The following is a 26,705-nucleotide window of genomic DNA, read 5'->3' on the forward strand; positions in this document are numbered from 1 at the left end:
AATGCATTTGCTGCCGGGTTCTTAAGCCGATCGTTAAGATTTGAGCGAGTTCGGCCGAATTAATGAAGTTGCATTTTCACGGGCAGGCGGCACCCGCCCTCAACCTGAATCAGAACTGCTGAACGCCTGATTAAATCTCTGATATCACGCGCATTTCAGTCCACACCGATGCGCTGATGAAAGCCACGTTTCGAGCACGAAGATTTCCCGGAATTTCTGCAACCACCCGGAGAATGCCGTTAACGAAACGCTTTCGGCAGCCCTCCGTGCCTCAGAACAAGAAGTAGCGCTGTGCCATCGGGAGAACGGTCGCCGGTTCGCAGGTCAACAACTCGCCATCGGCCCTGACTTCATAGGTCTCTGGATCGACCTCGATATGCGGCGTCAGGCTGTTGTGGATCATCGACGCCTTGGAAATTCCGCCGCGCGTGTTCTTCACGGCGACGAGATTCTTGGCAACACCGAGCCGTCCCTTGAGGCCTGCATCCAGCGACGCCTGCGACACGAAGGTGACCGACGAGGTGGTGCGCAGCTTGCCATAGGCGGCAAACATCGGCCGGTAATGCATCGGCTGCGGGGTCGGGATCGAGGCGTTCGGATCCCCCATGGGCGCCGCCGCGATCGAGCCGCCGAGCAGCACCATCTCCGGCTTGACGCCGAAGAAGGCGGGGTTCCACAGAACCAGGTCGGCGCGCTTGCCGACCTCCACCGAGCCGATCTCGTGGCTGAGGCCCTGAGCGATTGCCGGATTGATCGTGTATTTCGCGATATAGCGGCGGACGCGGAAATTGTCGTTCTCGCCCTTTTCTTCCGGCAGGCGGCCACGCTGACGCTTCATCTTGTCGGCCGTCTGCCAGGTGCGGATCGCCACTTCGCCGACCCGGCCCATGGCCTGGCTGTCGGAGGAGATGATCGAGAAGGCGCCGATATCATGGAGGATATCTTCGGCGGCGATCGTCTCCTTGCGGATCCGGCTTTCGGCGAAGGCGATATCTTCGGGGATCGACGGCGACAGATGATGGCAGACCATCAGCATATCGAGATGCTCGGAGATCGTGTTGACCGTGTAGGGCCGCGTCGGGTTGGTGGAGGACGGGATGACGTTCGACTGGCCGCAGATCTTGATAATATCGGGCGCGTGCCCGCCGCCGGCACCCTCGGTATGGAAGGCATGGATGGTGCGACCCTTGAGCGCCTCGATCGTGTCTTCCACGAAGCCGCTCTCGTTCAGCGTATCGGTGTGAATCATCACCTGGATGTCGTATTCGTCGGCCACCGAAAGGCAGCAGTCGATCGCCGCCGGCGTAGTACCCCAATCCTCATGCAGCTTCAGCGACGAGGCCCCGGCCAGCACCATTTCTTCGAGTGCCGCGGGAAGAGACGCGTTGCCCTTCCCCGCCAGCGCCAGGTTCATCGGAAAGCCGTCGAAGCTCTCGATCATCCGCTCGATATGCCAGGCACCGGTGCAGGTCGTTGCAAGCGTGCCATGCGCCGGGCCGGAGCCGCCGCCCAGCATGCATGTGATGCCGGACATCAGCGCTTCCTCGATCTGCTGCGGGCAGATGTAATGGATATGCGCATCCATGCCGCCGGCCGTGACGATCTTGCCCTCGCCCGCGATCGCTTCCGTCGATGGGCCGACGATGATGTTGACGCCCGGCTGCGTGTCGGGATTGCCGGCCTTGCCGATCGCCACGATGCGCCCGTCCTTCAGCCCGATATCGGCTTTCACGATCCCCGTGTGATCGATGATCACCGCATTGGTAATCACGGTATCTACCGCGCCCTGCGCCCGCGTCGCCTGACTCTGCCCCATGCCGTCGCGGATCACCTTGCCGCCGCCGAACTTCACTTCCTCGCCATAGGTCGTGAAGTCCTTGTCGATCTCGATGAACAGCTCGGTATCGGCCAGCCGGACCTTGTCGCCGACAGTCGGTCCGAACATGCTGGCATAGGCGGCGCGGGAGATCTTGTGGGGCATATGTCAGGCTCCTTGGGAGGAAGAATGAGATTGTTCGGCGGCGTATCGTTTCAGCCGCCCGGCAGCGATATATCCATCGACAAGCTGCCGCTCGGCAGCAAAAGGGTGGCCGTCCCAGCCTGCATGACCGAACCCCGCAAGCCCGATATCGGCGCCAGGGAACCGGCGGAAGGCTTGGGCTATCGCGATCAAGCCAGTGCTCGGCACGACATAAGGCTCGGGGTGAAAGGCGGCGAGCGCATCGTCCACCGCCTCATGAATCACTTTCTCAACGACCACATGCCGTTTGCCAGCTTCCTTGCAGAAGGCTTTGAACTGACTCGTGTAATCGTCACAGAAATCGTCGAGCTCGGGATGCGAGAGGGCGAGCGGCGCCCGCATCTCCGCAAACTTTTCCGGGTCGCGCACGCACCAGATTTCGGTCGCTTCGACGACGCCAGCCAGTGTCCGCCAGCCGGTATCCCCGGTCATCGCCTTGCCCGGACGGCCGGTATTGCAGACCGCAACAGCATCGGTGCGGCCGGGGCTTGCGGCATAGGATCGGCACTCGTTGAAGCGGATGACAAAATCGGCCGCAGCGATCGCCGCGCGCCCCTCGTCTCCCACCTCTCCGTTGCCGACGATCATGATCTTCTGTCCCACCTCAGTTGCCGCCCAATGCGTCGGCAAGCGCCTTTAATTCCTTGGTTCTGGTGTCGCTGAGATTGGCGAGGCACCCGGCCACCAGCATCGGCTCCATCGTTCCGCCGCGGGCCTGAAAGCCTTCGGCCTCGCATTGCGCATCGCGATAGGAGATCCAGGCGCGCTGCGCGGTGAGCAGCGCCTTCTCGGCACCGCGATCGTTCTCGTCCAGATCCTCGTCGGTCGCAGCCGCGGCAGTGCGCGTTTCCTTCCACTGGGCGTTCAGCGCCTTGTCGGCCTCGCCATAGCGATCCTGTTCGCAGCTCGTCATCTCCGCCTGCGTCTCAGGGTTCTTGCAGTCGGTCTCCTCCTGCGCGAATGCGCCAGAAGCCATTATTACGCCGCCCGCCAATGCAAGCAGGCCGATCACCAAACGCATCATTTCCTCCCGTTTTCTGTTATTTTTTGTGCTTCAAAGCTTGCCCATGACGAGCTGGCGGAAGCCATAGACCTCGCGTTTGCCCGCGAGCGGGATCAGCGTCACCTCGCGCGTCTGGCCCGGCTCGAAACGGACAGCGGTGCCCGCGGGAATGTCCAGCCGCATGCCATGCGCCTTCTCGCGTTCGAAGGAGAGCCCCGCATTGGTTTCGGCAAAATGATAGTGGCTGCCAACCTGCACCGGGCGATCGCCGGTGTTCGACACCACGATCGTCAGGGTCGGTGCGCCGGCATTGAGTTCGATGTCACCGCTTGCGGCAATGATTTCGCCTGGGATCATGTCTTTCTCCTCACGCAGCCTTCTGGGGCGTGCAGCCTTCGGCCTTCAATACACGTTTGGTCGACGCCGGATTGTTGGCGAGCTTCCCGACCGGGCGGACCGGGCGGCGGGTGAATTCGCCACCGCAGTTCGGGCATTTGCCGCCGAGCACGTCTTCGGCGCAAGCAGCGCAGAAGGTGCATTCGAAGCTGCAGATCATCGCCTCCAGACTTTCCGGCGGCAGATCCTTGTCGCAGCATTCGCAGTTCGGACGCAGTTCCAGCATCGCGGCCTCCTTAGCGGATCGGTTCGTGGACGGTGACGAGCTTGGTACCGTCAGGAAATGTCGCCTCGACCTGCACGTCGTGGATCATCTCGGCGATGCCTTCCATCACCTGATCGCGGCCGACGACATGAGCGCCGGCCTCCATCAGATCGGCGACGGAACGCCCGTCACGCGCGCCTTCGACGACGAAATCGGTGATCAACGCGATGGCTTCCGGATGGTTGAGCTTGACGCCGCGCTCCAGCCTGCGGCGCGCCACCATCGCCGCCATGGAGATCAACAGCTTGTCTTTTTCTCTCGGAGTGAGGTTCATCGTTCATCCATTCCAGCTGAATTACAGGTTCCAGACTTTCGGCACCGGCGCGCCGTTGCGCAAGGCGGATATGACCGGAATCAGGATTTTTCTGAGCGCGAAACCATCCGCTGCCGCAGCGCGCACGACAAGCTTGCCATTCCACGCGCTGGCGCCGGCCATATGCCCTTCGAGTAGCGGGCGCACCTTGGCGAGATAGCTGTCGGCCAGCGGACCGGCATAGAGCATCGTCGCAAACGCCACCTGGCCGCCCAGAACCGGCGGCAGCGCCGTCAGCGCGCCGACCGCGCCGTCGAGCCGGAGTTCCTCGGCATGAATGAGCTTACCCGCCCGGCGGATGCGCCAGCGGTCGCGGAAGAGACCCGTGACCATCGCCTCGCCCATCGCCTTGCGGCCGAGCAGGATGGCTTCGACGGCCAGAAACTCCGCGGTGTCGTCGAGATCGACATCGAGGCGGCGAAACAGCGAGGCGCGGTCGAACAGAATGGTTTCCTGCGGCAGCCAGTCGACACGCGATCCGGCACCGGCGCTGATCACGGTATTGACCTCGGCAGTGCCTGCCGATGCCTTGTAGATCTTCTCGCAGGCCTGGGTGGTGACGTCGATGCGCGTGCCGGGACCGGCGACGACGCTCCAGTTCATCCGGTCGCCACCGGTCAAACCACCGGCGGTGTTGATGATAACGGCTTCCATTGAGGCATCGAAGGTGTCAGGCAGCCGGATCTTCGCCGCACCTTCCTGATAGAGCTCGCGAAGCCGCGTGCGCCCATCCAGCGCCTTGGCGGCCAGATGCCCGCGTCCCTCGGCTCTTTGCGGTCTGGTGCTTGCCGCAGCGATCGTCATTCCATCCCCTTGAACATCCGCCGTTCATCCGGCTGTTCTCATTCAATGCGCTAAACAAGTGAAAGCAAGCAATTCCCGTGCCGCCCGCAATCGCCTTCGCCGCAAAGCCGGACGGCTCGCCCCGGAACCGAGATTGCCGAAGAAAGCGGCAATTGCCGCTCAGACGGTCAGGTGGCGGCGGGCCTCCGGCGTATCCAGCGTTTCCGCCAGGCCTTCATGGACGATCTCGCCGCGATCCATGATGTAGACGTAATCGGCAAGCTCACGGCAGAAATCGAGATATTGCTCGACCAGCAGGATCGCCATGCCGGTGGAATCCCGGAGGTAGCGGATCGCCCGGCCGATATCCTTGATGATCGACGGCTGGATACCTTCGGTCGGCTCGTCGAGCACCAAAATCTTCGGCCGCGTCACCATGGCCCGGCCGATCGCCAGCTGCTGCTGCTGCCCGCCGGAAAGATCGCCGCCGCGACGGGACAACATCGACTTCAACACCGGGAAGAGGCTGAAGATATCATCGGGGATGTTGCGGTCGCGGCGGCCAAGCGGAGCAAAGCCGGTCTCAAGGTTCTCCTTGACGGTCAGCAGCGGAAAGATCTCGCGCCCCTGCGGCACATAGCCGATGCCCTGCTTGGCACGGGCAAAGGGCGGCAGACCGTTGAGCGCGGTATCGTTGAAGGTGACGCTTCCGGCCGAGAGCGGGTGCTGGCCGGTGACGGCGCGCAGAAGAGAGCTCTTGCCGACGCCGTTGCGGCCGAGCACGCAGGTGATCTTGCCCATCTCGGCCTTGATCGAGATGCCGCGCAGGGCCTGGGCCGCGCCGTAGTGGAGGTTTGCGTTTTCGACTGTCAGCATGGTTGTTCCCTATGATCGCTTAGGGTTGGGGTACCCCCCTCTGCCCTGCCGGGCATCTCCCCCACAGGTGGGGAGATTGGCTGGGCGCACCCGCTCGCTCCAACGTTGATTGTTTGATGAGACGCCCGCCACGAGTCGATCTCCCCCCTTGTGGGGGAGATGCCCGGCAGGGCAGAGGGGGGTATCACGCCCACGACGTTCACGACGACCATCCTCACCGCCCCAGATAATTCTCGATCACCTTCGGATCGGAACTGACAAAATCGATCGACCCTTCGGCCAGCACCGAGCCTTCGGCGAGGCACGTCACCTTGACCCCGAGATCGCGGATGAAGCCCATGTCGTGTTCGACGACGACGACCGAGCGGGTCTTGGCGATCTCCTTAAGCAGGATCGCCGTCTCCGCCGTCTCCGCGTCGGTCATACCCGCCACCGGCTCGTCGACGAGCAGCAGCTTCGGTTCCTGGGCGAGCAGCATGCCGATCTCCAGCCACTGCTTCTGGCCGTGGCTGAGATTGGCCGCGAACTCATCGCGGCGATGCGTCAGGCGCACGGTCTCGAGGATTTCATCGATGCGCGCCTTGTCATCGCCCGAGAGACGGTAAAACAGCGTCGGGAAGACGCCGCGCTTGCGGTTCAGCGCCAGTTCCAGATTGTCCCAGACGGTATGGCTTTCGAAGACCGTCGGCTTCTGGAACTTGCGGCCTATGCCGAGCTGGGCGATATCGGCTTCGTCGAGTTTCGTCAGGTCCGTCTGGCCGTTGAAGAACACCTCGCCTTCGTCGGGCCGGGTCTTGCCGGTGATGATGTCCATCATCGTCGTCTTGCCGGCACCGTTCGGGCCGATGATCGCGCGCAGTTCGCCGGGCTCGATGACGATCGACAGCGAATTCAGCGCCTTGAAGCCATCGAACGAAACCGAGACGCCGTTCAGATAGAGCACGCTGTTGGGTTTGATATCGGGGATCATCCGCGCCTACTCCGCTGCCTGGATTTTTGCATCGACGCCGTCCTCAAGCGAGGGAGGCGTGGCCTCCGTCCGCGGCTTGCGCCTGCCGATATACTGCGCGGCCGTGCCGACAATGCCCTTCGGCAGGAACAGCGTGACGGCAACGAAGAGACCGCCGAGCGCAAACAGCCAGAACTCGGGGAAGAGACCGGTGAAGATAGTCTTGCCGCCATTGACGAGGATGGCGCCGATAATCGGCCCGATCAGCGTCGCCCGGCCGCCGACCGCCGTCCAGATGACGACTTCGATCGAGTTGGCAGGCGCGAATTCGCCCGGATTGATGATGCCGACCTGAGGCACGTAGAGAGCGCCGGCGATGCCCGCCATCATCGCCGAGACGACGAAGGTGAACAGCTTGAAATGCTCGACACGGTAGCCGAGGAAGCGAGTGCGGCTTTCCGCATCACGCACGCCGACCAGTACCTTGCCGAACTTCGAGCGAACGATCGCCGAGGCAATCATCAGCGACAGCGCCAGGAAGATCGCGGTTGCGGCAAACAGGCTGGCGCGGGTGCCGTCGGCCTGGACGTTATAGCCGATGATTTCCTTGAAATCGGTCATGCCGTTGTTGCCGCCGAAGCCCATGTCGTTGCGGAAGAAGGCCAAGAGTAGTGCGTAGGTCATCGCCTGGGTGATGATCGACAGATAGACGCCGTTGACGCGCGAGCGGAAGGCGAACCAGCCGAAGATGAAGGCGAGCAGGCCGGGCACGGCGACGACCATGATCGCCGCGAACCAGAAGTGATCGAAGCCGTACCAGAACCACGGCAGTTCCTTCCAGTTCAGGAACACCATGAAGTCGGGCAGGATGGGATCGCCATAGACGCCGCGCGAGCCGATCTGGCGCATCAGATACATGCCCATCGCATATCCACCGAGCGCGAAGAAGGCGCCGTGGCCGAGCGAGAGGATGCCGCAGAAGCCCCAGACGAGATCGAGCGCCAGCGCCAGCAGCGCATAGGTCAGATACTTGCCGAACAGCGCCATGATATAGGTCGGGATATGCAGCGGATTGTCCGGGCCGGTGAGCAGGTTGAGCACAGGCACCAGAACAGCGACCAGAAGCAGGACGGCGATGGCTATCGAGATCTTGCGATCGAGAGACCGGAGAAGGAAAGCTGTAATCATGCTTCCACCGCCCTTCCTTTGAGTGCGAAGAGCCCGCGGGGACGCTTCTGGATGAAGAGAATGATGAGAACGAGCACCAGGATCTTGCCCAGCACCGCGCCGGCGAAGGGCTCCAGGAACTTGTTGACGACGCCGAGCGACAGCGCGCCGACCAGCGTGCCCCAGAGATTGCCGACGCCGCCGAAGACTACGACCATGAAGCTGTCGATGATGTAGCTCTGTCCGAGGTTCGGCGAGACGTTGTCGATCTGGCTGAGCGCCACCCCGGCGATCCCGGCGATCCCTGACCCAAGCCCGAAGGTAAAGGCATCGACCCAGCCGGTACGGATGCCCATCGAGGACGCCATGCGGCGGTTCTGGGTGACGGCGCGCATCTGCAGGCCGAAGGCCGAGCGCTTCAGCAGCATCAGCAGCGTCACGAACACCGCCATCGAGAAGACGATGATCCACATGCGATTCCAGGTGATCGACAGACCGCCGAATTCGAAGGCGCCGGACATCCAGCTCGGATTGCGCACCTCGCGGTTGGTCGGACCGAAGATCGATCGCACCGCCTGCTGCAGGATGAGCGACACACCCCAGGTGGCGAGCAGCGTTTCCAGCGGGCGACCGTAGAGATAGCGGATGACGAGGCGCTCGATGACCAGGCCAACGAAACCGGTGAAGAGGAAGGCTGCCGGCACGGAGAAGGCCAGCGAATAGGTCGCCATGCCCGGGAAAGTCGAGGTGATATATTCCTGCACCACATAGGTCGTGTAGGCGCCGATCATCACCATCTCGCCATGCGCCATGTTGATGACGCCCATGACGCCGAAGGTGATTGCAAGGCCGATGGCGGCGAGCAGCAGCACCGAGCCGAGCGACAGGCCGTACCAGACGTTCTGGACCACATCCCAGACGGCCAGGCTGCGCTTGATGCCGTCGATATCCGACTGGATCGCCGGCTTCAGGTCGTCAGGCGCGGTTTCCATCGCCGTCGTCAGGATCGTCATGGCGTTGCGGTCGCCGCGGGCGGCGATCGTGTCGATGGCGGCCTTCTTGTCCTCGGCGCTGACGTCGCTCTTCAGCATCATCACCGCGCGGGCGGCTTCCATCGTGTTTTTGACTTCGCCGTCCTTCTCACCCGCAAGCGCCGAATTCAATAGATCGAGATTGGAGGGATCGGCGTCCTTGAGCAGCCCCTGAGCGGCGGCGAGCCGCGCGGAACGATCCGGGCTCAGCAGCGTCAGTGTGCTCATGCTGGTGGCGATGATGCCGCGCAGCGAGTTGTTGATCTTGACCTTGGACATGTAGTCCGGATCGATATCGGCGACGGCTTCGCCGCTGATCGGATCGGAGAATGTCGGTTCGTCATCCGTGCCGCCCTGCAGCAGAACCGGGCCGCCCTCATCGGAATTCACATAAAGCTGGCCGTCGCTGAGCTGCTGCAGGATCTGGCCGACATGCGGATCCTTGGAAGCGACGAGCGCCTTGATGGCCGCCTCCCGGGCATCGAAATCACCGGCGCCGAGCGCATTGACGAGGGCATGGACATCCTCTTGCGCCTTCAGTGCCGAGGAGAAGACCGGCAGCGCGAGGAGGAGTGTGAAAAGAACGATCTTGATGGCGCGATACATCGGCTTTCTCGCCTGGATTATCGTTGGCCTCTGGGGCACCAACCGTTTGGGACGGAGCTTCCGCCCGGAACATGGAAGTCCGGACGGAAGGCATCAGGCAGGTATCGGATCGGCTAACTCAAGACCCCTTGCCGCCGCACTTGCCGGTCGCAACGTTGAAGTTGCCGCAGTTCATCGGCTTGCGCCAATCGGAGATCAGGTCCTTGGAGTCAGGCAGGTAATCGGACCATTCGTCACCGACGACGGCAGGCGTCTGCTTGACGATTTCGAACTGGCCGTCGCCCTGGATTTCGCCGATGAGAACAGGCTTCGTGATGTGGTGGTTCGGCATCACGGTCGCAGTGCCGCCGGAGAGGTTGGGAACGGAGACGCCGATGATGGTGTCGAGAACCTTGTCGGTATCGGTGGTGCCGGCAGCCTCAACAGCCTTAACCCAGGCGTTGAAGCCGATATAGGCTGCTTCCATCGGGTCGTTGGTCACGCGCTTGTCGTTCTTGGTGTAGGCGTGCCATTCCTTGATGAACTTCTTGTTGGCCGGGCTTTCGACCGACTCGAAGTAGTTCCAGGCTGCCAGGTGGCCGACGAGCGGCTTGGTGTCGAGACCGGCAAGCTCTTCTTCGCCGACCGAGAAGGCGACGACAGGGATGTCGGTTGCCTTGATGCCCTGGTTGCCGAGTTCCTTGTAGAACGGAACGTTGGCGTCACCGTTGATCGTCGAGACGACCGCCGTCTTCTTGCCAGCCGAACCGAATTCCTTGATCTTGGAAACCTCGGTCTGCCAGTCGGAGAAACCGAACGGCGTGTAGTTGATGATGATGTCTTCCTTCGGAATGCCCTTGGATTCGAGATAGGCTTCCAGGATCTTGTTGGTCGTGCGCGGATAGACGTAGTCGGTGCCTTCAAGAACGAAGCGCTTCACGCCTTCCTTTTCCATCAGGTAATCGACCGCCGGGATCGCCTGCTGGTTCGGAGCAGCACCCGTGTAGAAGATGTTGCGCGAGGATTCTTCACCCTCGTACTGGACCGGGTAGAAGAGGATCGAATTCAGCTCTTCGAAGACCGGCAAAACTGACTTGCGCGACGAGGACGTCCAGCAGCCGAAGACGGCCGCGACCTTGTCCTTTTCGATCAGCTCGCGGGCCTTTTCGGCAAACAGCGGCCAGTCGGACGCCGGGTCGACGACGACGGCTTCGAGCTTCTTGCCGAGAAGGCCGCCCTTCTTGTTCTGCTCGTCGATGAGCATCAGCATGGCGTCCTTGAGCGTCGTCTCGGAGATGGCCATGGTGCCGGAGAGCGAGTGCAGGACGCCGACCTTGATCGTGTCGTCGGCAGCGACTGCCCCATGGAATGCGGCCGTGGCCGACATGACGGCGCCGAGAACGGCACCTGAAACATATGATCGCAGATTCATCTTGTGATCCCCTCTTCTTGTTCGACAACAGGCCGAAACCGGCGGTTAACTGTTGCTTAAGGGACTATCCGGTGCTGCACTGCGAAAACACATACGTAATATGACGTAGGCACCGGGGCTAAATCTGCACGCTTATGCTGCGCTGCACCCTTAAGCGTCGCGCCCATCCATGTTACGGAAGAGTGACAAGGGGAACGAAGGGACCGGCACACTCGCATGGCAGCGCGGCAACGCATCATTCCGGTCAGGCGCGAATATAACCGCTGGGTCGCCAACCAGACGCTGGAAGACTACGCGCTGCGCTTCACCGCAAAGAGCGCCCGGCAATTCTCTTCGCAGCGCATCTCGCAGACGGCGATCGGCGCCATCTCGTTCCTCGCGCTGGAAGCGATCGGCGGCGCGATCACGCTGTCCTACGGCACCACCAACGCCTTCTACGCCATCATCGTCGCCTCGATCGCCATGCTCGCCATCGGCCTGCCGATCAGCCGCTATGCGATCCGCCATGGCGTCGATATCGACCTGCTGACCCGCGGCGCCAGCTTCGGCTATATCGGCTCGACCATCACCTCGCTGATCTATGCGAGCTTCACCTTCATGCTCTTCGCCATCGAGGCGTCGATCATGTCCGGGGCGCTGGAGCTGACGCTCGGCATACCGCTGTGGATCGGCTACATCATCAGCGCCGTCATGGTGATCCCGCTGGTGACCCATGGCGTCAAGCTGATCAGCCGCTTCCAGCTGATGACCCAGCCCTTCTGGATCGTGCTGAACATCCTGCCCTTCATCTTCATCGCCTTTCTCGACTGGGAGAAGTTCGATGTCTGGCGCGCCTTTGCCGGCATCCGCCATGCCTCGGGACCGCCGGGCACGGTCGCCGATTTCAATCTCGTCGAGTTCGGCGCCGCCTCGGCCGTCATCCTGGCGCTGATGTCGCAGATTGGCGAACAGGCCGACTTCCTGCGCTTCCTGCCGCCGGATGGTCAGCGCAAGTGGCGTCATCGCCTCGCTGTCTTCCTCGCCGGTCCTGGCTGGGTGATTATCGGCGCGCCAAAGCTGCTGGCCGGCTCCTTCCTCGTGGTGCTGACCTTCACCGCCGGTGTGCCTGTCGACCGCGCCGCCGATCCGGCGCAGATGTATCTCACCGCCTTCGGCTACATGATCCCCTGGCACAATGCGGCTCTTCTGCTGATGGCCGCCTTCGTCGTCGTCTCGCAGCTGAAGATCAACGTGATGAACGCCTATGCCGGCTCGCTTGCCTGGTCGAACTTCTTCTCGCGACTGACACACAGCCATCCCGGCCGCGTCATCTGGCTGATCTTCAACGTCGCCATCGCCCTGCTGCTGATGGAACTCGGTATCTACAAGCTGCTTGAGGAAACGCTCGGCATCTTCTCGATTATCGCCATGGCCTGGCTCTGCACCATCTCGGCTGATCTCTTCATCAACAAGCCCCTCGGCCTCGCCCCTCCCGGCATCGAATTTAAGCGTGCCCATCTCTACGACATCAACCCGGTCGGCCTCGGCGCCATGACGCTGTCGGCGACCGTGGCACTCATCGCCCATTTCGGCGCCTTCGGGGCGATCGCCGCCTCGCTGGCGCCCTATATCACGCTGGTCATTTCGCTCATCGCCTCGCCGCTGATCGCCTGGGGCACCAAGGGCAAATACTATCTGGCCCGCAAGCCGCGCCACAGCTGGAAGAACCTGACCAGCATCACCTGCTCGGTCTGCGAACATCCATTCGAGCCCGAGGACATGGCCTGGTGCCCGGCCTATGCCGCGCCGATCTGCTCGCTCTGCTGTTCGCTCGACAGCCGCTGCCACGACATGTGCAAGCCAAACGCCCGGCTGAATGCGCAGATCGGCACCGTCGCCAAGGCGCTGCTGCCCGAAACGGTCATCGAGAAACTCACCACCCGCCTGGGACGCTACGGCATCGCCGTCATCCTGGCGCTGACCGCGGTCGGCGCGATCCTGGCGATGATCGCCCATCAGGTGGCCTCGGCCTCGCCGGAGACCGCCGAGGTCGTCAACCGCACGATCCTGATCGTGTTCTTCGTCTTCGCGGTTATCGCCGGCGTCGTCTGCTGGTTCTATGTGCTCGCCCATGACAGCCGCGTCGTTGCCGAGGAGGAATCCTCGCGCCAGAACACGCTGCTACTCAAGGAAATCGCCGCCCACAAGAAGACCGACGCCGCCCTGCAGAATGCCAAGGAAACCGCAGAAGCCGCCAACCGCGCCAAGAGCCGCTATGTCGTCGGCCTCAGCCACGAACTGCGCACGCCGCTGAATGCCGTCCTCGGTTACGCTCAGATCCTGGAGCGCGACGAAACCATTCCGGCGCCGCGCCAATCCTCGATCAAGGTCATCCGCCGCTCGGCCGAGCATCTCTCCGGCCTGATCGACGGTCTGCTCGATATTTCCAAGATCGAGGCGGGCCGCCTGCAGGTCTATTCCAACGAGATCAACATCCAGGATTTCCTCGACCAGATCATCGACATGTTCCGCCCGCAGGCACAGGCGAAGGGTCTCACCTTCCATCACTATCGCTCGCCCTCGCTGCCGCAATTCGTGCGCACCGACGAGAAGCGGCTGCGCCAGATCCTCGTCAACCTGCTGTCGAACGCCATCAAGTTCACCGACGAGGGCACGGTGACCTTCGATATCGGCTATCGCAGCCAGGTCGCAACCTTCACCGTGTCGGATACCGGCCGCGGCATCGCCGGGCACGATCTCAGCCGCATCTACGAACCCTTCCAGCGCGGCGAGGCCGAAAGCATCCGGCCTATGCCGGGGCTTGGCCTCGGCCTCACCATCACCCGGCTCCTGACCAACACGCTCGGCGGCGAGATCTCGGTCGAGAGCGAGAAGGACAAGGGCTCGACCTTCCGCGTCCGTCTGATGCTCTCGGCCGTCACCCGCGAAATCCTCGCCCCGCCGCAGGAAAAGAAGATCGTCAGTTATGACGGCCCGCGCCGCACCATCGTCGTCGTCGACGACAACGAGGACCACCGCGAGATGATGCGGGAAATCCTGGCACCGCTCGATTTCGTGGTGCTGACGGCAGCCAGCGGACCGGATTGCCTGACGTTGATCGAAGGCATCAAGCCGGACCTCTTCCTCGTCGACATCTCCATGCCCGGTATGAGCGGCTGGCAGCTTGCGTCGCGCCTGCGCGAAAGCGGCCAGACGTCACCGATCCTGATGCTCTCGGCCAATATCGGCGATGCCGCCGCGACCGCCGAAAGCGACGACAGCCACAATGATGCGATCGGCAAGCCCGTCGATATCAAGCAGCTGCGCGACAAGCTCGCTTTGCATCTCGGCCTCAAATGGACCTATGCCGATAGCGCCCCGCCGCCTGCAGCGCCCGCCAAACCGCCGCTGGTCAGCCCGGGTGCGCCCCATATCGAGGAACTGATGCGCCTTTGCGAGATCGGCTACATCAGGGGGATCGAAGCCAAGCTCAATGACCTTGCCAAGGACGAAGCAAATCAGCCATTGACCGATGAACTGCGAGCCTATGTCGGCGCCTTCGATCTCGACGGCTTCATGACCTTCCTGCACGGCTTCGACGAAAAGGTAGAGACCATTGGCTGACACGGCCCAACCCCGCGATATCGTCCTGCTTGTCGATGATTCCCCGGAGGCGCTCGGCTTCCTGACCGATGCGCTGGAACAGTCGGGCTTCTCCGTGCTGATCGCCACGTCAGGAACGGCGGCGCTCAACATCGTCGAGCGCATCACCCCCGATCTCATCCTGCTCGATGCCGTCATGCCCGTCATGGATGGTTTCGAGACCTGCCGCAAATTGAAGGCCAACGCCGCAGTCGGCCAGGTGCCGGTCATCTTCATGACCGGGCTGACGGAGACCGAACACGTCGTCCATGCACTGGAATCCGGCGGCGTCGACTATCTCACCAAGCCGATCAATATCGACGAACTGCGCGCCCGCATCCGCGTCCATCTGCGCAATGCTCGCTCGGCCCAGAGCGCCCGCGTCGCCCTCGACGCCGCCGGACGCCATCTGCTCGCGGTCAAGGGCAATGGCGCCATCCACTGGTCCACCCCGCAGGCCACCCGGCTCGTCAACGCCGCCATGGGCAGCGACGACGGCATGGAGGTGTTAACAGCGCATATCGCCGCCTGGATGAAGGACCGCATGGGAACCGGCCGCGACACAGCCTTCTCCGTCACCCACGCGGGCCAACCCGTGCTGCAGCTCGCCTTCCTCGGCACCATCGGTCCCGACGAATACCTCTTCCGCCTCACCGCCGTCAGCCAGCGCAGCGACGACGCGGTGCTGCGCCAGCATTTCTCGTTGACCCAGCGGGAGTCGGAAGTGCTGCTCTGGATCGCCAAGGGCAAGGCCAACAGGGACATCGGCGAGATTTTAGGGCTATCGGCGCGGACGGTGAACAAGCATCTCGAGCAGATCTATGTGAAGCTTGGGGTCGAGAACCGGGCGTCGGCGGCGGTGAAGGCGGCGCATGTGTTGCATGAGGGGTGATGGTGGGGTTCGCTTGAGTCTTGAGACTTCGAGCAAGAACGCCCCCCTCTGCCCTGCCGGGCATCTCCCCCACAGGTGGGGAGATTGGCTGGGCGCGCCCGCTCGCCCGACATCTAACGATGTAGGCCGCGAATAGGTTCAGTCATAGAGTGTGGGGAGCCCGCCACGAGTCATCTCCCCACCTGTGGGGGAGATGACCGGCAGGGCAGAGGGGGGCGAACTTGCTCAGGTGGAAAAGACCACCCTCCTCACACCACCCGATCCGCCGGCTCCCGGCCCTCGAAGAACGCCGTGACATTGTCCACCACCTTCATCCCCATCGCCGTGCGCGTCTCCTCCGTCGCACTGCCGAGATGCGGCAGCAGCACCACATTCTCCATCGCCTTTAGCGCCTCCGGCACCTGCGGCTCCGCCTCGTAGACATCGAGCCCGGCCCCGCGGATCGTCCCGTCGCGCAAGGCCGCAATCAGCGCCGCCTCATCCACCACGTCGCCACGCGCCGTATTGATCAGGAACGCACCCTTCTTCATCGCCGCGAAGCGCGCCGCGTTCATCAGGTGCCGGTTCTCGGCTCCACCCGGGCAATGCAGCGAGACGAAATCGGCGGCAGCAAGCACGTCCTCGACGGTGGCGAGCTGGCGCGCACCATAACGGGCCGCTTCGGCCTCATCGACTTTCGAGCGATTGTAGAACACCACGTCCATGCCGAAACCGAAATGGCAGCGCTGGGCGAAGGCCTTGCCGATGCGGCCGAAGCCGATGATGCCGACGGTCTTGCCGGAGACCTTGGTGCCGATCATGTGGGTCGGGCACCAGCCCTTCCATTCATTGGCGCGGACCTGCCGGTCACCCTCCCCGCCACGGCGGGCAACATCGAGCAGCAGCAGCATGGCGATATCGGCGGTGCAGTCGGTCAGAACGCCCGGCGTATTGGTGACGGCAACGCCCTTGGCCTTGGCCGACGCGATATCGATGTGATTGTAGCCGACACCAAAATTGCCGAGGATTTTCGTACGGATCTCGCCCCCGAAGACGGATGCCGGCAGCTTGTCGGAGACGGTCGGCAGCACCGCGTCGTAATCGGCCAGCGCCTGACGCAGCTGATCGGCGGTCATCGGCACGTCAGCTTCGTTGAGGGTCACCTCGAAACGTTCGGCAAGAGCGGCCTCGGCGGCGGCGGGCCAGCGGCGGGTGACGAGAATGCGCGGTCGGGACATCGAAATTTCCATTCTGAATTCTGGCAGGGCGTGAAAGCTAGCCGATCATTTCAGAATTGAAAACGTCACTCCGCCGCGAAACCGTCGCCAAAAACAAAGAAGCCCGGTCGAAACCGGGCTTCCTCTAAACGGTCGGAACCGTGCAAGCGATGCTTACTTCGCAGCCTGCGGGAAGTAGCTGTACTTGCCGTCCGGGCCCTTCTTCCATTCGTACATGATGTAGCCCGGGAGCTTCGGGTCGCCCTTTTCATCGAAGGACATTTCGCCGAGAACGGTCGGGAACGGACCCTTTTCCTTCATGGCCTTTGCAACGGCTTCCGGATCGTTAGAACCAGCGGCCTTTGCAGCGCCTGCGATCGACTGCATCGCAGCGTAGGAGTAGAGGGTGTAAGCTTCCGGGTTGAAGCCGGCAGCCTTGAACTTCTCGACGAGGTCCTTGTTGGCCGGGTTCAGCGTCGGATCCGGGCCGAAGGTGTTCAGCGTACCTTCAACAGCGTCGCCAGCGATCGAAGCCAGTTCGTTCGAAACGATACCGTCACCCGATACGAGCGTTGCCTTCAGGCCCTGGTCCTTTGCCTGGCGGATGATGAGACCAGCTTCGGTGTGGAGACCACCCCAATAGATGATCGAAACGCCGGCTTCCTTCATCTTGGCGATGAGGGCCGAGAAGTCCTTGTCGCCGACGTTAATGCCTTCGTACACGACTTCGGTGATACCAGCGGCGTTCATAGCCTTCTTGGTTTCGTCAGCGAGACCCTGGCCGTAAGGCGTCTTGTCGTGAACGACAGCGATCTTGGCGTCCTTGAAGTGGTCGGCAAGATACTTGCCGGCAATCGCGCCCTGCTGGTCGTCACGGCCGCAAGTACGGAACGTGTTCCAGAGACCACGCTCGGTGAACTGCGGGTTCGTAGCAGCCGGGGTGATTTCGAGGATGCCGTTTTCAGCGTAAACTTCAGAAGCCGGGATGGAAACGCCCGAGTTGAAGTGACCGACAACGAACTTGACGCCGTCAGCAACGAACTTGTTCGCTACCGAGATGCCCTGCTTAGGGTCGGAGACGTCGTCGCCGAGCTCGACCTTGATCTGCTCGCCGTTGATGCCGCCAGCAGCGTTGATATCAGCGGCTGCCTGTTCGGCACCCTTCTGAAGCTGTGCACCGAACGCAGCGTTCGGGCCCGTCAGCGGACCACCAACACCAACAAGCAGGTCAGCCCGCGCAGCGCCGCTGAAAGCAACCATCGCGGAAAGAGCTACTGCTGACAGAAGATACTTCTTCATGTTTTTACTCCCAATTTTTGGGCGGGTTCCGGTCCTAGACCCAGCGCATTACCCACCATCGTTTGCGCCGGGAAAGCTGTTCCTCTCTGGGGGCATGAACCGGTGGCGTTGTGCCTTGCCGGCCATGAGCCATGCCCTTCGATTTCTTATCAGTGGCGGATTTCCGTTTTAACTCCAAGACTTCCGGGTACCGCCGCTGAGGCAATTCATGCCTAGTTTCAACGGGCTGTCAATGTTTGTTCTTCCACGAGAAGGCGGAAGTTTTTTCGTACAGCCAGTAATAGTTGTTGACCATCTGATTGGTGCGGCGGAAGCGGAAGCCGGCCGTCGAGAAGACGAGCAGCAGCACGAAATCGATGATGTAGAAGAAGGCGCTCAGCATCGGGCCGTTGAACAGCGCGTGATGCAGGAACTGCATCACCCAGGCGAGCAGGAAGGTATAGGCGATCACCAGCGGGTAATCGCTCCAGCCTTCAGCCGCGGCCTTTCCGGCGCGCCACGCGGTCCAGAAACCGATGAGCATGACGAGCGCGCGGATAACCGTCCTGACGCCCATATCCGGTTCGAAGAAAAGTCCCTGCATATCAAAGTCTCCCTTCTGCCCGGATCAATGCCGCCCGCCTTCGAGATAGGCGGCACGGACTTCGGGATTGGCAAGCAGTTCCTTGCCGGAACCGCTCATCGTCACCTTGCCGTTCACCATCACGTAGGCGCGATGCGAAAGCTTGAGGGCAGCAAATGCGTTCTGCTCGACGAGGAAGACGGTCAGGCCTTCGGTTTCGTTGAGCTTCTTGATCGCCTCGAAAATCCCCTTGACGATCAGCGGCGCCAGGCCGAGCGACGGCTCGTCGAGAAGCAGAAGCTTCGGACGGGCCATCAGCGCGCGGCCGATCGACAGCATCTGCTGCTCACCGCCCGAAAGCGTGCCGCCGCGCTGCGTCTGGCGCTCCTTGAGGCGCGGGAACATCACGAAGATCTTTTCGAGATCCTCGTGGAAATATTTGAGGTTATCGAGACCTGCGCCCATCTGGAGATTTTCCAGAACGGTCATGCGCGGGAAGATACGACGCCCTTCCGGCGACTGGGCGATACGCAGACGCGCGATCTCGTGGGTCGGCATCTTGGTGATGTCGCGGCCCTCGAAAATGATCGAGCCGGTACGTGCCTGCGGGCTGCCGCAGATCGTCATCATCAGCGTCGACTTGCCGGCGCCGTTGGCACCGATCAGGCTGACGATTTCACCCTTCTTGACTTCGACATCGATGCCGGCGAGAGCGCGGATATTGCCGTAATAGGTCTCGACACCCTGAACACTAAGAAGCTGTTCCCCAGCCATCAGAATGCGCCCCCTTCTACGGTCGCGATGACCTCTTCAACTTCTTCGTCTTCGACACCGAGATAGGCCGCAATGACCTTCGGGTCGTTCTTCACGTGATCGGGCGTACCGTCGGAGATTTTCTGGCCGTATTCGAGAACGACGACGTGGTCGGAAATTTCCATGACCACCGACATGTCGTGCTCGATGAGCAGGATCGAGGTTCCGGTATCGGCGCGGATGCTGCGCAGCAGCTCGTTGAGTGCCAGCGATTCGCGCGGGTTGAGACCCGCCGCCGGTTCGTCGAGGCAGAGCAGTTCCGGACCGGTGCACATGGCGCGGGCGATTTCCAGGCGGCGCTGGGCGCCGTAGGGCAGATCGCCTGCCGGATCGTCGGCGCGATCGGTCAGATCGGCCTTGTCCAGCCAGTAGCGTGCAAGCTCGATCGAGGCAGCCGCTTCCTTCTTGTAGCTGCCGATACCGAGCAGGCCGAGGATCGTGTAGCCGGACGCCTTCATCAGCTTGTTGTGCTGGGCGACGAGCAGGTTTTCCAGAACCGTCAGACCCGAGAACAGACGAATGTTCTGGAAGGTACGGGCGACCTTGGCTTCCTTGGTGATGCGGAAATCCGGAAGGCGCTCGAGCAGATACTGCTTTCCGCTCTTCTGGTTCATGGTGATCATGCCCATCGTCGGCTTGTAGAAGCCGGTGATGCAGTTGAACACCGTGGTCTTGCCTGCGCCGTTCGGGCCAATCAGGGCGGTGATGTCGCCGCGCTTGGCTTCGAAGGACAGATCGTTGATGGCCATCAGGCCGCCGAACTTCATCGACAGGTGCTCGACCTTGAGCAGGGTATCGTTGGACATTGTTTCTACAGGGCTCATCAGCCGTGGCCCTCCTTGGTGAAGCTTCCGGATACCGCCTTGCGCTCCTTGAGGAAGGCGGTCGGTTCACGCGAGCCGACGAAACCGCGCGGCTTGAAGAGCATGACCACGACCATGGCGAGGCCGAAGAGCAGCATGCGGTAGAGTTCCGGCGTGAAATCGGGACCGAAGACGACCTTCAGGAAGTCCATTTCGCGCAGCACTTCCGTGCCGCCGACCATGACAACCGCGGCAATCGCGATACCCGTCAGCGAGCCCATGCCGCCGAGGACGACGATGGCGAGGATGACGGCCGATTCCAGGAAGACGAAGGATTCAGGCGAGACGAAGCCCTGGCGCGCTGCGAAGAACGAGCCGGCGAAGCCGCCGAACATGGCGCCCGTCGCAAAGGCGGTGAGCTTGGTCGTCACCGTGTTGATGCCGAGCGAGCGGCAGGCAATTTCGTCTTCGCGCAGAGCTTCCCAGGCGCGGCCGATCGGCATGCGGCGAAGCCGGATGGTGACGTAAGCCGTGACGAGGCAGAGCGCCAGGATCAGATAGAATAGGAAGATCTTGTAATAGGCAGACGACATCGGCAGGCCGAGAAGCTTGGCAAAGCCGCCGGCGGACGCATCGAACGGAATGCCGAACAGCGTTGCCTTCGGAATGCCGGAGATGCCGAACGTACCCTTGGTGACATCGGTCCAGTTGATCAGCACCAGACGGATGATTTCACCGAAGGCCAGCGTCACGATGGCGAGGTAGTCGCCGCGCAGACGCAGGACCGGGAAGCCGAGGATGATGCCCCAGAGCGCAGCGAAGATGCCCGACAGCGGCAGCAGCACCCAGAAGGACAGGCCGAAATAGCTGGAGAGCAGCGCGTAGGAATAGGCGCCGACCGCATAGAAGGCGACATAGCCGAGGTCGAGAAGACCGGCGAGGCCGACGACGATGTTCAGACCCCAGGCCAGCATCACGTAGATGAGGATCTGGATACCGAAATTGTCGACCCACTTCAGCGAGCCCTGCGCACCGACGAGCGCGTAGATCACGACCGGGTAAAGCAGCAGGGCAACCAGCGCGATCTTCAGGAAGTGCGTGTGGAAGAAGCTCTTTTCCGTCGAGATATCGAGCTCGCCCTGCTTAGCCTTGGCAAGCTTGCGGCGATTGATGTTCGGCTGGATGAAGACGACCATGACGAAGCGGCCGATGGCGGCGATTGCGACGAATATCGCAAGCAGGCCCCAGCGCTGGACGATGATCAGTTCGTTGTTGATGTTCTGCTGCGTGCCGAGACCGACATAGAGAACGAACAGGCCGAGCGAGACGAGACCGGTGAAGAAAGCTTCACGGATACCCTTCTGGACAAGCCCGGCCTCGGGCTTGCCTGTGGAAGTTTCAATGTTTGCCATGACGATTATACCTTCTCGACTTCCGGCCGTCCGAGAATACCGGTCGGCTTGAAGATCAGGACGAAAGCCAGGATCGCGAAGGTCGCGACGTCCTTGTAGGCGATGGTGAAGTAGGCGGACCAGAGCGACTCGATGAGACCGATCAGCAGGCCGCCGAACACTGCGCCCGGCAGCGAACCGATACCGCCGAGAACGGCAGCCGTGAACGCCTTGACGCCTGGGGTGAAGCCATCGGTGAACGAGGCGACACCGTAATACATCAGGTACATCGTACCGGCGACGGCAGCGAGTGCGGCGCCCATGATGAAGGTGATGGAAATCGTCTGATCGACATTGACGCCGAGCAGAGCGGCCATCTTGCGGTCCTGCTCAGTCGCGCGCTGGGCGCGTCCGAGCGCCGTGCGGTTGACGAGGTACCAGAAGCCCGCGAGCAGCACGACCGTAATGACGATGATGATGATCTGCTTCAGCGAGACCGAGATGCCGCCAATATCGTAGACCGAAGTGACCAGCGGCGGGATCGGCTTGTTGCGCGGGCCCTGCGTCACCTGGATGAAGTTCGAAAGCGTGATCGACATGCCGATCGCGGTGATCAGCGGCGCCAGGCGGAAGGAACCGCGCAGCGGACGGTATGCAACTCGCTCGATCGTCCAATTCCACAAACTCGTCATCAGCATCGCAACAACAAGCATCGCCAGCAGAAGAACTGCTACCGGAAGACCTGCGAAAATGGATGTGAGAACGAGAAAGACGATAAGAGCAGCGAAACCACCAAGCATGAAGACATCGCCATGGGCGAAATTGATCATGCCGACAATGCCGTAAACCATCGTATAGCCAATAGCGACCAGACCATAGATGGATCCAAGAGTCAGCCCATTGAAGAGCTGCTGGATAAAGTACTCCATATGTCATTTCCCCTGGATGCGAACCAACATGGCTGCATCTCTTTTTGGTTAGGGCTCCGCTTTTAAATCGAAACCTCGTAGCCGCATGCATAGCGCTTTCAGGGAAAATGTGAAGACAAAAAGGCTGCGCTGAATCAGATTCTTGCTCAAACGGACGCAAATGGCGCGTTACGGATCAATTTCCACACTAAAAAGGCATTATATGACAAAAATTTAGCCAGAAACGGCCTGTGGATTAACCATTGCGGCGCTTTTGTGATCCGGCACCGGTTCCGGCCAACGAAAGCTATTCCACAAAAATGGAATTCGAAGCAAATTCCGACCGCGCGGCTGACGATTGGGTGAAAACCATTCCGCTGCCTGTCTGCTTTCATAGCGGTTTTCCGCGGCGTGCAAAAGTCTGGCCTCAATCTTATATTTAAAGTTATATTCGACGCTTCGCCGGGGGCCCTTCCCGGTCCGAAAGATTCTGAAACGTGATGTTGCCGACATTCGAAAATGCAGCTCTCGAAGCAGGGCGGAAGATCATCGAGATTTTCCGTGCGGGCTATCACGTCTCGACCAAGGCCGATGAGACGCCGGTAACGCTGGCCGACCACGAAGCCGAAAAGATCATTCTCGCGCATCTCACCAGGCAATACCCTGACATTCCCGTCATTGCCGAAGAATCGGTGGCTGCAGGCCATATCCCTGATATCGGCGAGAAGCCGTTTTTCCTCGTCGATCCGCTGGATGGCACGCGTGAGTTCGTCGACAAGCGCAAGGAATTCACGGTCAACATCGCCTATATCGAGAACGGCATCCCGGTCGCGGGCATCGTCTATGCCCCAGCGCTGGGCGTCGCCTTTGCCGGCGAATCGGGCAGCGCCGAGAAACTGCATGTGGGCCAAGACTTCACGGTCGACAGGCGCGAAACCGTGACCGTCCGTGACGAGCCGGAACACCGGCTGGCGCTGGCAAGCCGGTGCCACAACAGCCCGGCGACCGACAGCTTTCTGGCCAAGCACGACATTTCAGAATGCACCAATATCGGTTCGTCGCTGAAATTCTGCCTGCTGGCCGAGGGCAAGGCAGATGTCTATCCGCGCTTCACCCGGACGATGGAATGGGACACGGCGGCGGGCGATGCCGTTTTGCGCGCCGCTGGCGGCACGACCCTGACGCTCGACGGGCTGCCGCTGACCTACGGCAAGATCGGCCGAAAGGGTGAGCCTGACTTCGTCAATCCGGATTTCATTTCCTGGGGAAGCCGGAAGCGCGCGCTTCGCCGCGCATGACACCGCAAGAATCAGCTTGAACATCAACAGCGGCAGCGGGCCTTCGTCCCCGGCCGCCACAGCGGATCTAAGATCGGCAGCACCCGACGCCCCGGCGCAATGGAGATTGCTGCATGTCCGAGATTACCGCCAATCTTGCCCTCCCCTATATTCTACCCTCTCAGGCACAGAAGCATGTGACGCATAACGAGGCCCTGCAGCTGATCGATGCGGTCATCCAGCTGACAGTCACAAGCGAAGCCTCGGCACCGCCCGAAGCGCCGGAAGAAGGCAGCTGCTATCTGATCGCAGCAGACGCGGCAGGGATCTGGGCCGGGAAAAAGGGGCGGCTTGCGTTCCGCCAGGACAGCGCCTGGCTCTATATCGCGCCGCGCGGGGGATGGCGGGCGTATTTTGCCGCCACCGGAAAATTCCGGATTTTGGTCGATGGCACGTGGAGCGATATCGCACCGCCGCCCTCCGACCTGCCGCTTCTCGGATTGAACGCGACAGCCGATCTGCAAAACCGCCTCGCTATCTCCTCCTCTRCCAGCCTTTTCAATCACGAAGGTCATGGTCATCAGGTGAAGGTCAACAAGGCGTCGGCCGGCGACACCGCGTCGCTTCTCTTCCAGTCCAACTGGTCGGGTCGTGCGGAAATGGGGCTTGCCGGCAATGACGAGTTCTCGATCAAGGTGAGCGGCGATGGCGCGGCATGGGAGACAGCGTTGGCGATTGCCGCCGGCGGCATCGTCAGGACACCGGCGCGCCCGGTTGTGCGCGCTTCGCTTGCGGCGGGGACTTCGACCCCGGCCAACAACGCCCGCACCGGCTTCAATGCCATGCATGCGCAGCAGGGTGGGTTCGCCTTGGGCGCCGCGGTGCCATCCGGCACCGGCAACAGATTGATCGTGCCCGCTTCCGGCCTCTACCTGCTGATTCTCTCGGTCAGCACGCTGACCTCATCGGCCTATGGCGCACGGCTGGAAGCGAACGGCAGCACCGCACTCGCCACCGTTGCCGGTGTCACCACCACCGCGGCAGCACGCCAGACGGCGTTCGGCCTCGCCCAGCTGACCGCCGGAGACTGGCTGTCGATCGTGCATACGGGAACGGCGCAATATGAATTCGGCGCCGGAAAGACGGAGATCAGCGCCATCCTGCTTTGAAGGTCAGAGCAGCCGGTAACGCAGCGCCCGGGCAACGGCCTGCATGCGGTTGACCGAATCGAGCTTGCGCATGGCGCTCTTCAGGTAGCCAACGACGGTATGCGAGGAGAGATCGAGAATGATGGCGATCTCGTCGCTGCTCTTGCCGGCCGCAGACCAGCGCAGACATTCGATTTCGCGCCGCGTCAGGCTTTCCGCCGGGCCCACTTCATCGCGATTGGCGCTGCTGAAACGGTCGAGCGCCTGCATCGCCGAGAAAAAAAGTGCCATCTGCTCTTCCTGCTGCAGCGCGGGCCGCGAACCGGAAAAAGCAAAAATGTATTGTTTTAGATCAGCGTCATGTAGCGAAAAGCCGAAAGTTGCCTGCAATCCATGCATCTGGAAGGCGGCGTTCAACCGGCGGTTTTCTAGATTGGCGGCAGCCCCGCCAAAGGTTCCCGCATTGCAATATACTGGCACGATCGTCTGCTTCAGAGCATTGACGAGTTCGCTGCAGTAAAACATGTCCGCGCCCTCGTATAGATTGACGAGGGTCTGCGGCCAGTTGCTTGCGACCCGGTTTTCAACGAAGCCCGTCGCATCTCCGCGCGGAAACGAGGCAAGCAGGAAAAAATCGAAGCCCGCTTCCTTGGTCATGCGCTCAAGGCTGCGCTTGAACTCGATCTTGAGATCGCCCTGGCGCGTGGTGGTGGAAAGCGAAAAAGCGTTATCGTCTACGCAGTTACGCACTGCGCGTTCCCGTCTCGTCATCGATTTTTTCCTCAATCGCGACCTGCGGTCCGTTCCCGCTCCAGCAGGCCGTTGAAGGCGCCGGACAACAGCAAGAGCACAGCGAGGCTCCGCGTCGCAGTGGACGGAAGCTTTCGGCGTGATTCTATGACTGAATGCTGCGAGAAGAACGGAGACGAGGTCTAGCGCTCATTCGTAATGTTGCAGCGCTTATAAATCTTCCCGCGAAATATAGATATTATTTATTACGCATGGGAGCCATGCACCGGGCTCAAATTTACGTAAGGGAAGTTCGGCCGGAGGTGGGTAGCTCCGGCACTTAAAGTTGTTATCAAATTCTTACGACCGGTTTAGGCAATTTTTAAATGTGACGGGCTAGAGTGACGTTTGTGGTCTTGAGTTGTGTAGAGAGTCCCAATGACCGAAATGATACGACCCCGAGTAAAATATGTCATCGGCCCCGATGGCAGCCCGCTTACGATTGCGGATCTACCGCCGCCGAATACAAGGCGCTGGGTTATCCGCCGCAAGGCTGAGGTTGTCGCGGCTGTGCGCGGTGGCCTGTTGAGCTTGGAAGAAGCGTGTGAGCGTTACACGCTTACCGTAGAAGAGTTCCTGTCCTGGCAGTCGTCGATCAGCAGTCACGGCCTGGCCGGCCTGCGCACGACGCGTATCCAGCAGTACCGTCACTAATCGCCTTTTGGCGCCAAATTCATTTCGGGCCGGACGCATTCCCCGTCAAGGAATGCAGAAGGCCCGAAATTATTGTTGAGGCCGCATAACACCAGAGGCCCGGCTGCGTAAAAGCATCCGCCAGCCCTGTGGTCTTCGCCGCAGCAATGACGATCGCCACCAGAAGCACGTCCATCATTGACCACTTGGACAGGTAAGGCACGGCGTGACGATAAAACCAGCTGCCGGTTCCGCCACCGGCCGCTGTCGCCTCCACCGCCAGGCCGATCATCTTGCAAACCGGCAGAACGATCGAGACCAGGGCCACGATCGCCGCAAGCAGCATGTCGCCGCCGCTCCAGAGCGATGCAACGATCCCGATCAGCGACGGCGTCTCATCGAAAAAATAGAGTTTCTCGAAGCGGATCAGCGGCAGGACCAGCCCGAGCGCCAGAAAGAACGGCGCCGCGACCAGCAGCACGGGCTTCAGCAGCGCCAATTTCACCATCAAGCCTTCTCCGTTGAACACTGCGTCGCCCTCGCTCCGGCTTGT

Annotated in this window: 26 protein-coding genes; 5 read left to right on the plus strand and 21 right to left on the minus strand. The window is 61.3% G+C overall.

The window, feature by feature from the left end:
- Nucleotides 1-271 precede the first annotated feature (271 nt).
- The 12 genes from ureC to urtA all read right to left on the minus strand — a co-directional run bounded on the left by ureC (nucleotide 272) and on the right by urtA (nucleotide 10,820).
- Nucleotides 272-1,981: an urease subunit alpha gene (gene ureC / locus AC1DIJ_RS23035; RefSeq protein ID WP_112390428.1), complete on the minus strand. Its 1,710-nt coding sequence runs from the start codon at nucleotides 1,979-1,981 to the stop codon at nucleotides 272-274.
- Between the two features lie 3 nt (nucleotides 1,982-1,984).
- Entirely contained in the window at nucleotides 1,985-2,608 is a 624-nt protein-coding gene (locus AC1DIJ_RS23040; RefSeq protein ID WP_112390464.1) for a Urease operon accessory protein, read from the minus strand.
- A 16-nt stretch (nucleotides 2,609-2,624) separates the two neighbouring features.
- Nucleotides 2,625-3,041 (minus strand): lysozyme inhibitor LprI family protein, encoded by a 417-nt coding sequence (locus AC1DIJ_RS23045; protein ID WP_112390427.1) that lies wholly within the window; start codon nucleotides 3,039-3,041, stop codon nucleotides 2,625-2,627.
- A gap of 33 nt (nucleotides 3,042-3,074) precedes the next feature.
- Nucleotides 3,075-3,380 carry an urease subunit beta gene (locus AC1DIJ_RS23050; protein WP_112390426.1) on the minus strand — a complete coding sequence of 102 codons (306 nt, stop codon included), beginning with the start codon at nucleotides 3,378-3,380 and terminating at the stop codon, nucleotides 3,075-3,077.
- Between the two features lie 10 nt (nucleotides 3,381-3,390).
- Nucleotides 3,391-3,645: a DUF1272 domain-containing protein gene (locus AC1DIJ_RS23055; RefSeq protein ID WP_112390425.1), complete on the minus strand. Its 255-nt coding sequence runs from the start codon at nucleotides 3,643-3,645 to the stop codon at nucleotides 3,391-3,393.
- Between the two features lie 10 nt (nucleotides 3,646-3,655).
- Entirely contained in the window at nucleotides 3,656-3,958 is a 303-nt protein-coding gene (locus AC1DIJ_RS23060) for an urease subunit gamma (protein ID WP_112390424.1), read from the minus strand.
- Nucleotides 3,959-3,979: 21 nt separating this feature from the next.
- Complete coding sequence (locus AC1DIJ_RS23065; protein WP_112390423.1) at nucleotides 3,980-4,801, minus strand: urease accessory protein UreD; 822 nt, start codon at nucleotides 4,799-4,801, stop codon at nucleotides 3,980-3,982.
- 159 nt (nucleotides 4,802-4,960) lie between these two features.
- Complete coding sequence (gene urtE / locus AC1DIJ_RS23070; RefSeq protein WP_112390422.1) at nucleotides 4,961-5,656, minus strand: urea ABC transporter ATP-binding subunit UrtE; 696 nt, start codon at nucleotides 5,654-5,656, stop codon at nucleotides 4,961-4,963.
- 214 nt (nucleotides 5,657-5,870) lie between these two features.
- Nucleotides 5,871-6,626: an urea ABC transporter ATP-binding protein UrtD gene (gene urtD / locus AC1DIJ_RS23075; RefSeq protein WP_112390421.1), complete on the minus strand. Its 756-nt coding sequence runs from the start codon at nucleotides 6,624-6,626 to the stop codon at nucleotides 5,871-5,873.
- A 6-nt stretch (nucleotides 6,627-6,632) separates the two neighbouring features.
- Nucleotides 6,633-7,793 carry an urea ABC transporter permease subunit UrtC gene (urtC, locus tag AC1DIJ_RS23080; RefSeq protein WP_112390420.1) on the minus strand — a complete coding sequence of 387 codons (1,161 nt, stop codon included), beginning with the start codon at nucleotides 7,791-7,793 and terminating at the stop codon, nucleotides 6,633-6,635.
- Nucleotides 7,790-9,409, minus strand: coding sequence for an urea ABC transporter permease subunit UrtB (gene urtB / locus AC1DIJ_RS23085; RefSeq protein WP_112390419.1), 1,620 nt, complete (start codon nucleotides 9,407-9,409; stop codon nucleotides 7,790-7,792). Before urtB ends, urtC begins: the two co-directional genes overlap by 4 nt.
- Nucleotides 9,410-9,527: 118 nt before the next feature.
- On the minus strand, nucleotides 9,528-10,820 hold the full coding sequence (urtA, locus tag AC1DIJ_RS23090; RefSeq protein WP_112390418.1) for an urea ABC transporter substrate-binding protein: 1,293 nt from the start codon (nucleotides 10,818-10,820) through the stop codon (nucleotides 9,528-9,530).
- Between the two features lie 216 nt (nucleotides 10,821-11,036).
- On the opposite strand from urtA, the gene AC1DIJ_RS23095 reads away from it, so the two are divergent.
- Nucleotides 11,037-14,423 carry an ATP-binding protein gene (locus AC1DIJ_RS23095; RefSeq protein WP_112390417.1) on the plus strand — a complete coding sequence of 1,129 codons (3,387 nt, stop codon included), beginning with the start codon at nucleotides 11,037-11,039 and terminating at the stop codon, nucleotides 14,421-14,423.
- Entirely contained in the window at nucleotides 14,416-15,333 is a 918-nt protein-coding gene (locus AC1DIJ_RS23100) for a response regulator transcription factor (RefSeq protein ID WP_112390416.1), read from the plus strand. The genes AC1DIJ_RS23095 and AC1DIJ_RS23100 overlap by 8 nt, the downstream gene beginning before the upstream one ends.
- Before the next feature lie 248 nt (nucleotides 15,334-15,581).
- Here AC1DIJ_RS23100 and AC1DIJ_RS23105 read toward each other — a convergent pair whose 3' ends face one another.
- The 7 genes from AC1DIJ_RS23105 to AC1DIJ_RS23135 form a co-directional block, all read right to left on the minus strand.
- A complete protein-coding gene (locus AC1DIJ_RS23105) occupies nucleotides 15,582-16,550 on the minus strand; it encodes a 2-hydroxyacid dehydrogenase (protein WP_162706085.1) in 969 nt (322 codons plus the stop codon).
- Nucleotides 16,551-16,703: 153 nt separating this feature from the next.
- Nucleotides 16,704-17,828: a branched-chain amino acid ABC transporter substrate-binding protein gene (locus AC1DIJ_RS23110; protein ID WP_112390415.1), complete on the minus strand. Its 1,125-nt coding sequence runs from the start codon at nucleotides 17,826-17,828 to the stop codon at nucleotides 16,704-16,706.
- A 229-nt stretch (nucleotides 17,829-18,057) separates the two neighbouring features.
- On the minus strand, nucleotides 18,058-18,411 hold the full coding sequence (locus tag AC1DIJ_RS23115) for a DUF6867 family protein (protein ID WP_112390414.1): 354 nt from the start codon (nucleotides 18,409-18,411) through the stop codon (nucleotides 18,058-18,060).
- Nucleotides 18,412-18,435: 24 nt separating this feature from the next.
- Nucleotides 18,436-19,164 (minus strand): ABC transporter ATP-binding protein, encoded by a 729-nt coding sequence (locus AC1DIJ_RS23120; RefSeq protein ID WP_112390413.1) that lies wholly within the window; start codon nucleotides 19,162-19,164, stop codon nucleotides 18,436-18,438.
- The gene (locus AC1DIJ_RS23125; protein WP_112390412.1) at nucleotides 19,164-20,027 is read right to left on the minus strand and encodes an ABC transporter ATP-binding protein; all 864 of its coding nucleotides are present in this window, start codon (nucleotides 20,025-20,027) and stop codon (nucleotides 19,164-19,166) included. The genes AC1DIJ_RS23120 and AC1DIJ_RS23125 overlap by 1 nt, the downstream gene beginning before the upstream one ends.
- Nucleotides 20,027-21,418 carry a high-affinity branched-chain amino acid ABC transporter permease LivM gene (gene livM / locus AC1DIJ_RS23130; RefSeq protein WP_112390411.1) on the minus strand — a complete coding sequence of 464 codons (1,392 nt, stop codon included), beginning with the start codon at nucleotides 21,416-21,418 and terminating at the stop codon, nucleotides 20,027-20,029. The genes AC1DIJ_RS23125 and livM overlap by 1 nt, the downstream gene beginning before the upstream one ends.
- A gap of 5 nt (nucleotides 21,419-21,423) precedes the next feature.
- Nucleotides 21,424-22,326: a branched-chain amino acid ABC transporter permease gene (locus AC1DIJ_RS23135; RefSeq protein WP_112390410.1), complete on the minus strand. Its 903-nt coding sequence runs from the start codon at nucleotides 22,324-22,326 to the stop codon at nucleotides 21,424-21,426.
- A 479-nt stretch (nucleotides 22,327-22,805) separates the two neighbouring features.
- Between AC1DIJ_RS23135 and cysQ the strand changes: the two genes are divergently transcribed.
- Together cysQ and AC1DIJ_RS23145 are read left to right on the plus strand one after the other, a co-directional pair.
- Nucleotides 22,806-23,603: a 3'(2'),5'-bisphosphate nucleotidase CysQ gene (gene cysQ, locus AC1DIJ_RS23140; protein WP_112390409.1), complete on the plus strand. Its 798-nt coding sequence runs from the start codon at nucleotides 22,806-22,808 to the stop codon at nucleotides 23,601-23,603.
- A 113-nt stretch (nucleotides 23,604-23,716) separates the two neighbouring features.
- Nucleotides 23,717-24,751 (plus strand): DUF2793 domain-containing protein, encoded by a 1,035-nt coding sequence (locus AC1DIJ_RS23145; protein WP_477831561.1) that lies wholly within the window; start codon nucleotides 23,717-23,719, stop codon nucleotides 24,749-24,751.
- A gap of 3 nt (nucleotides 24,752-24,754) precedes the next feature.
- On the opposite strand, the gene AC1DIJ_RS23150 is transcribed toward AC1DIJ_RS23145, so the two are convergent.
- Complete coding sequence (locus AC1DIJ_RS23150; protein WP_112390407.1) at nucleotides 24,755-25,501, minus strand: helix-turn-helix transcriptional regulator; 747 nt, start codon at nucleotides 25,499-25,501, stop codon at nucleotides 24,755-24,757.
- Between the two features lie 396 nt (nucleotides 25,502-25,897).
- Between AC1DIJ_RS23150 and sciP the strand changes: the two genes are divergently transcribed.
- Complete coding sequence (sciP, locus tag AC1DIJ_RS23155) at nucleotides 25,898-26,173, plus strand: CtrA inhibitor SciP (RefSeq protein WP_034476390.1); 276 nt, start codon at nucleotides 25,898-25,900, stop codon at nucleotides 26,171-26,173.
- A gap of 19 nt (nucleotides 26,174-26,192) precedes the next feature.
- On the opposite strand, the gene AC1DIJ_RS23160 is transcribed toward sciP, so the two are convergent.
- Entirely contained in the window at nucleotides 26,193-26,660 is a 468-nt protein-coding gene (locus AC1DIJ_RS23160; RefSeq protein WP_112390406.1) for a paraquat-inducible protein A, read from the minus strand.
- Nucleotides 26,661-26,705: the final 45 nt, after the last annotated feature.

Source organism: Rhizobium sp. 10N427, from assembly GCF_056394605.1.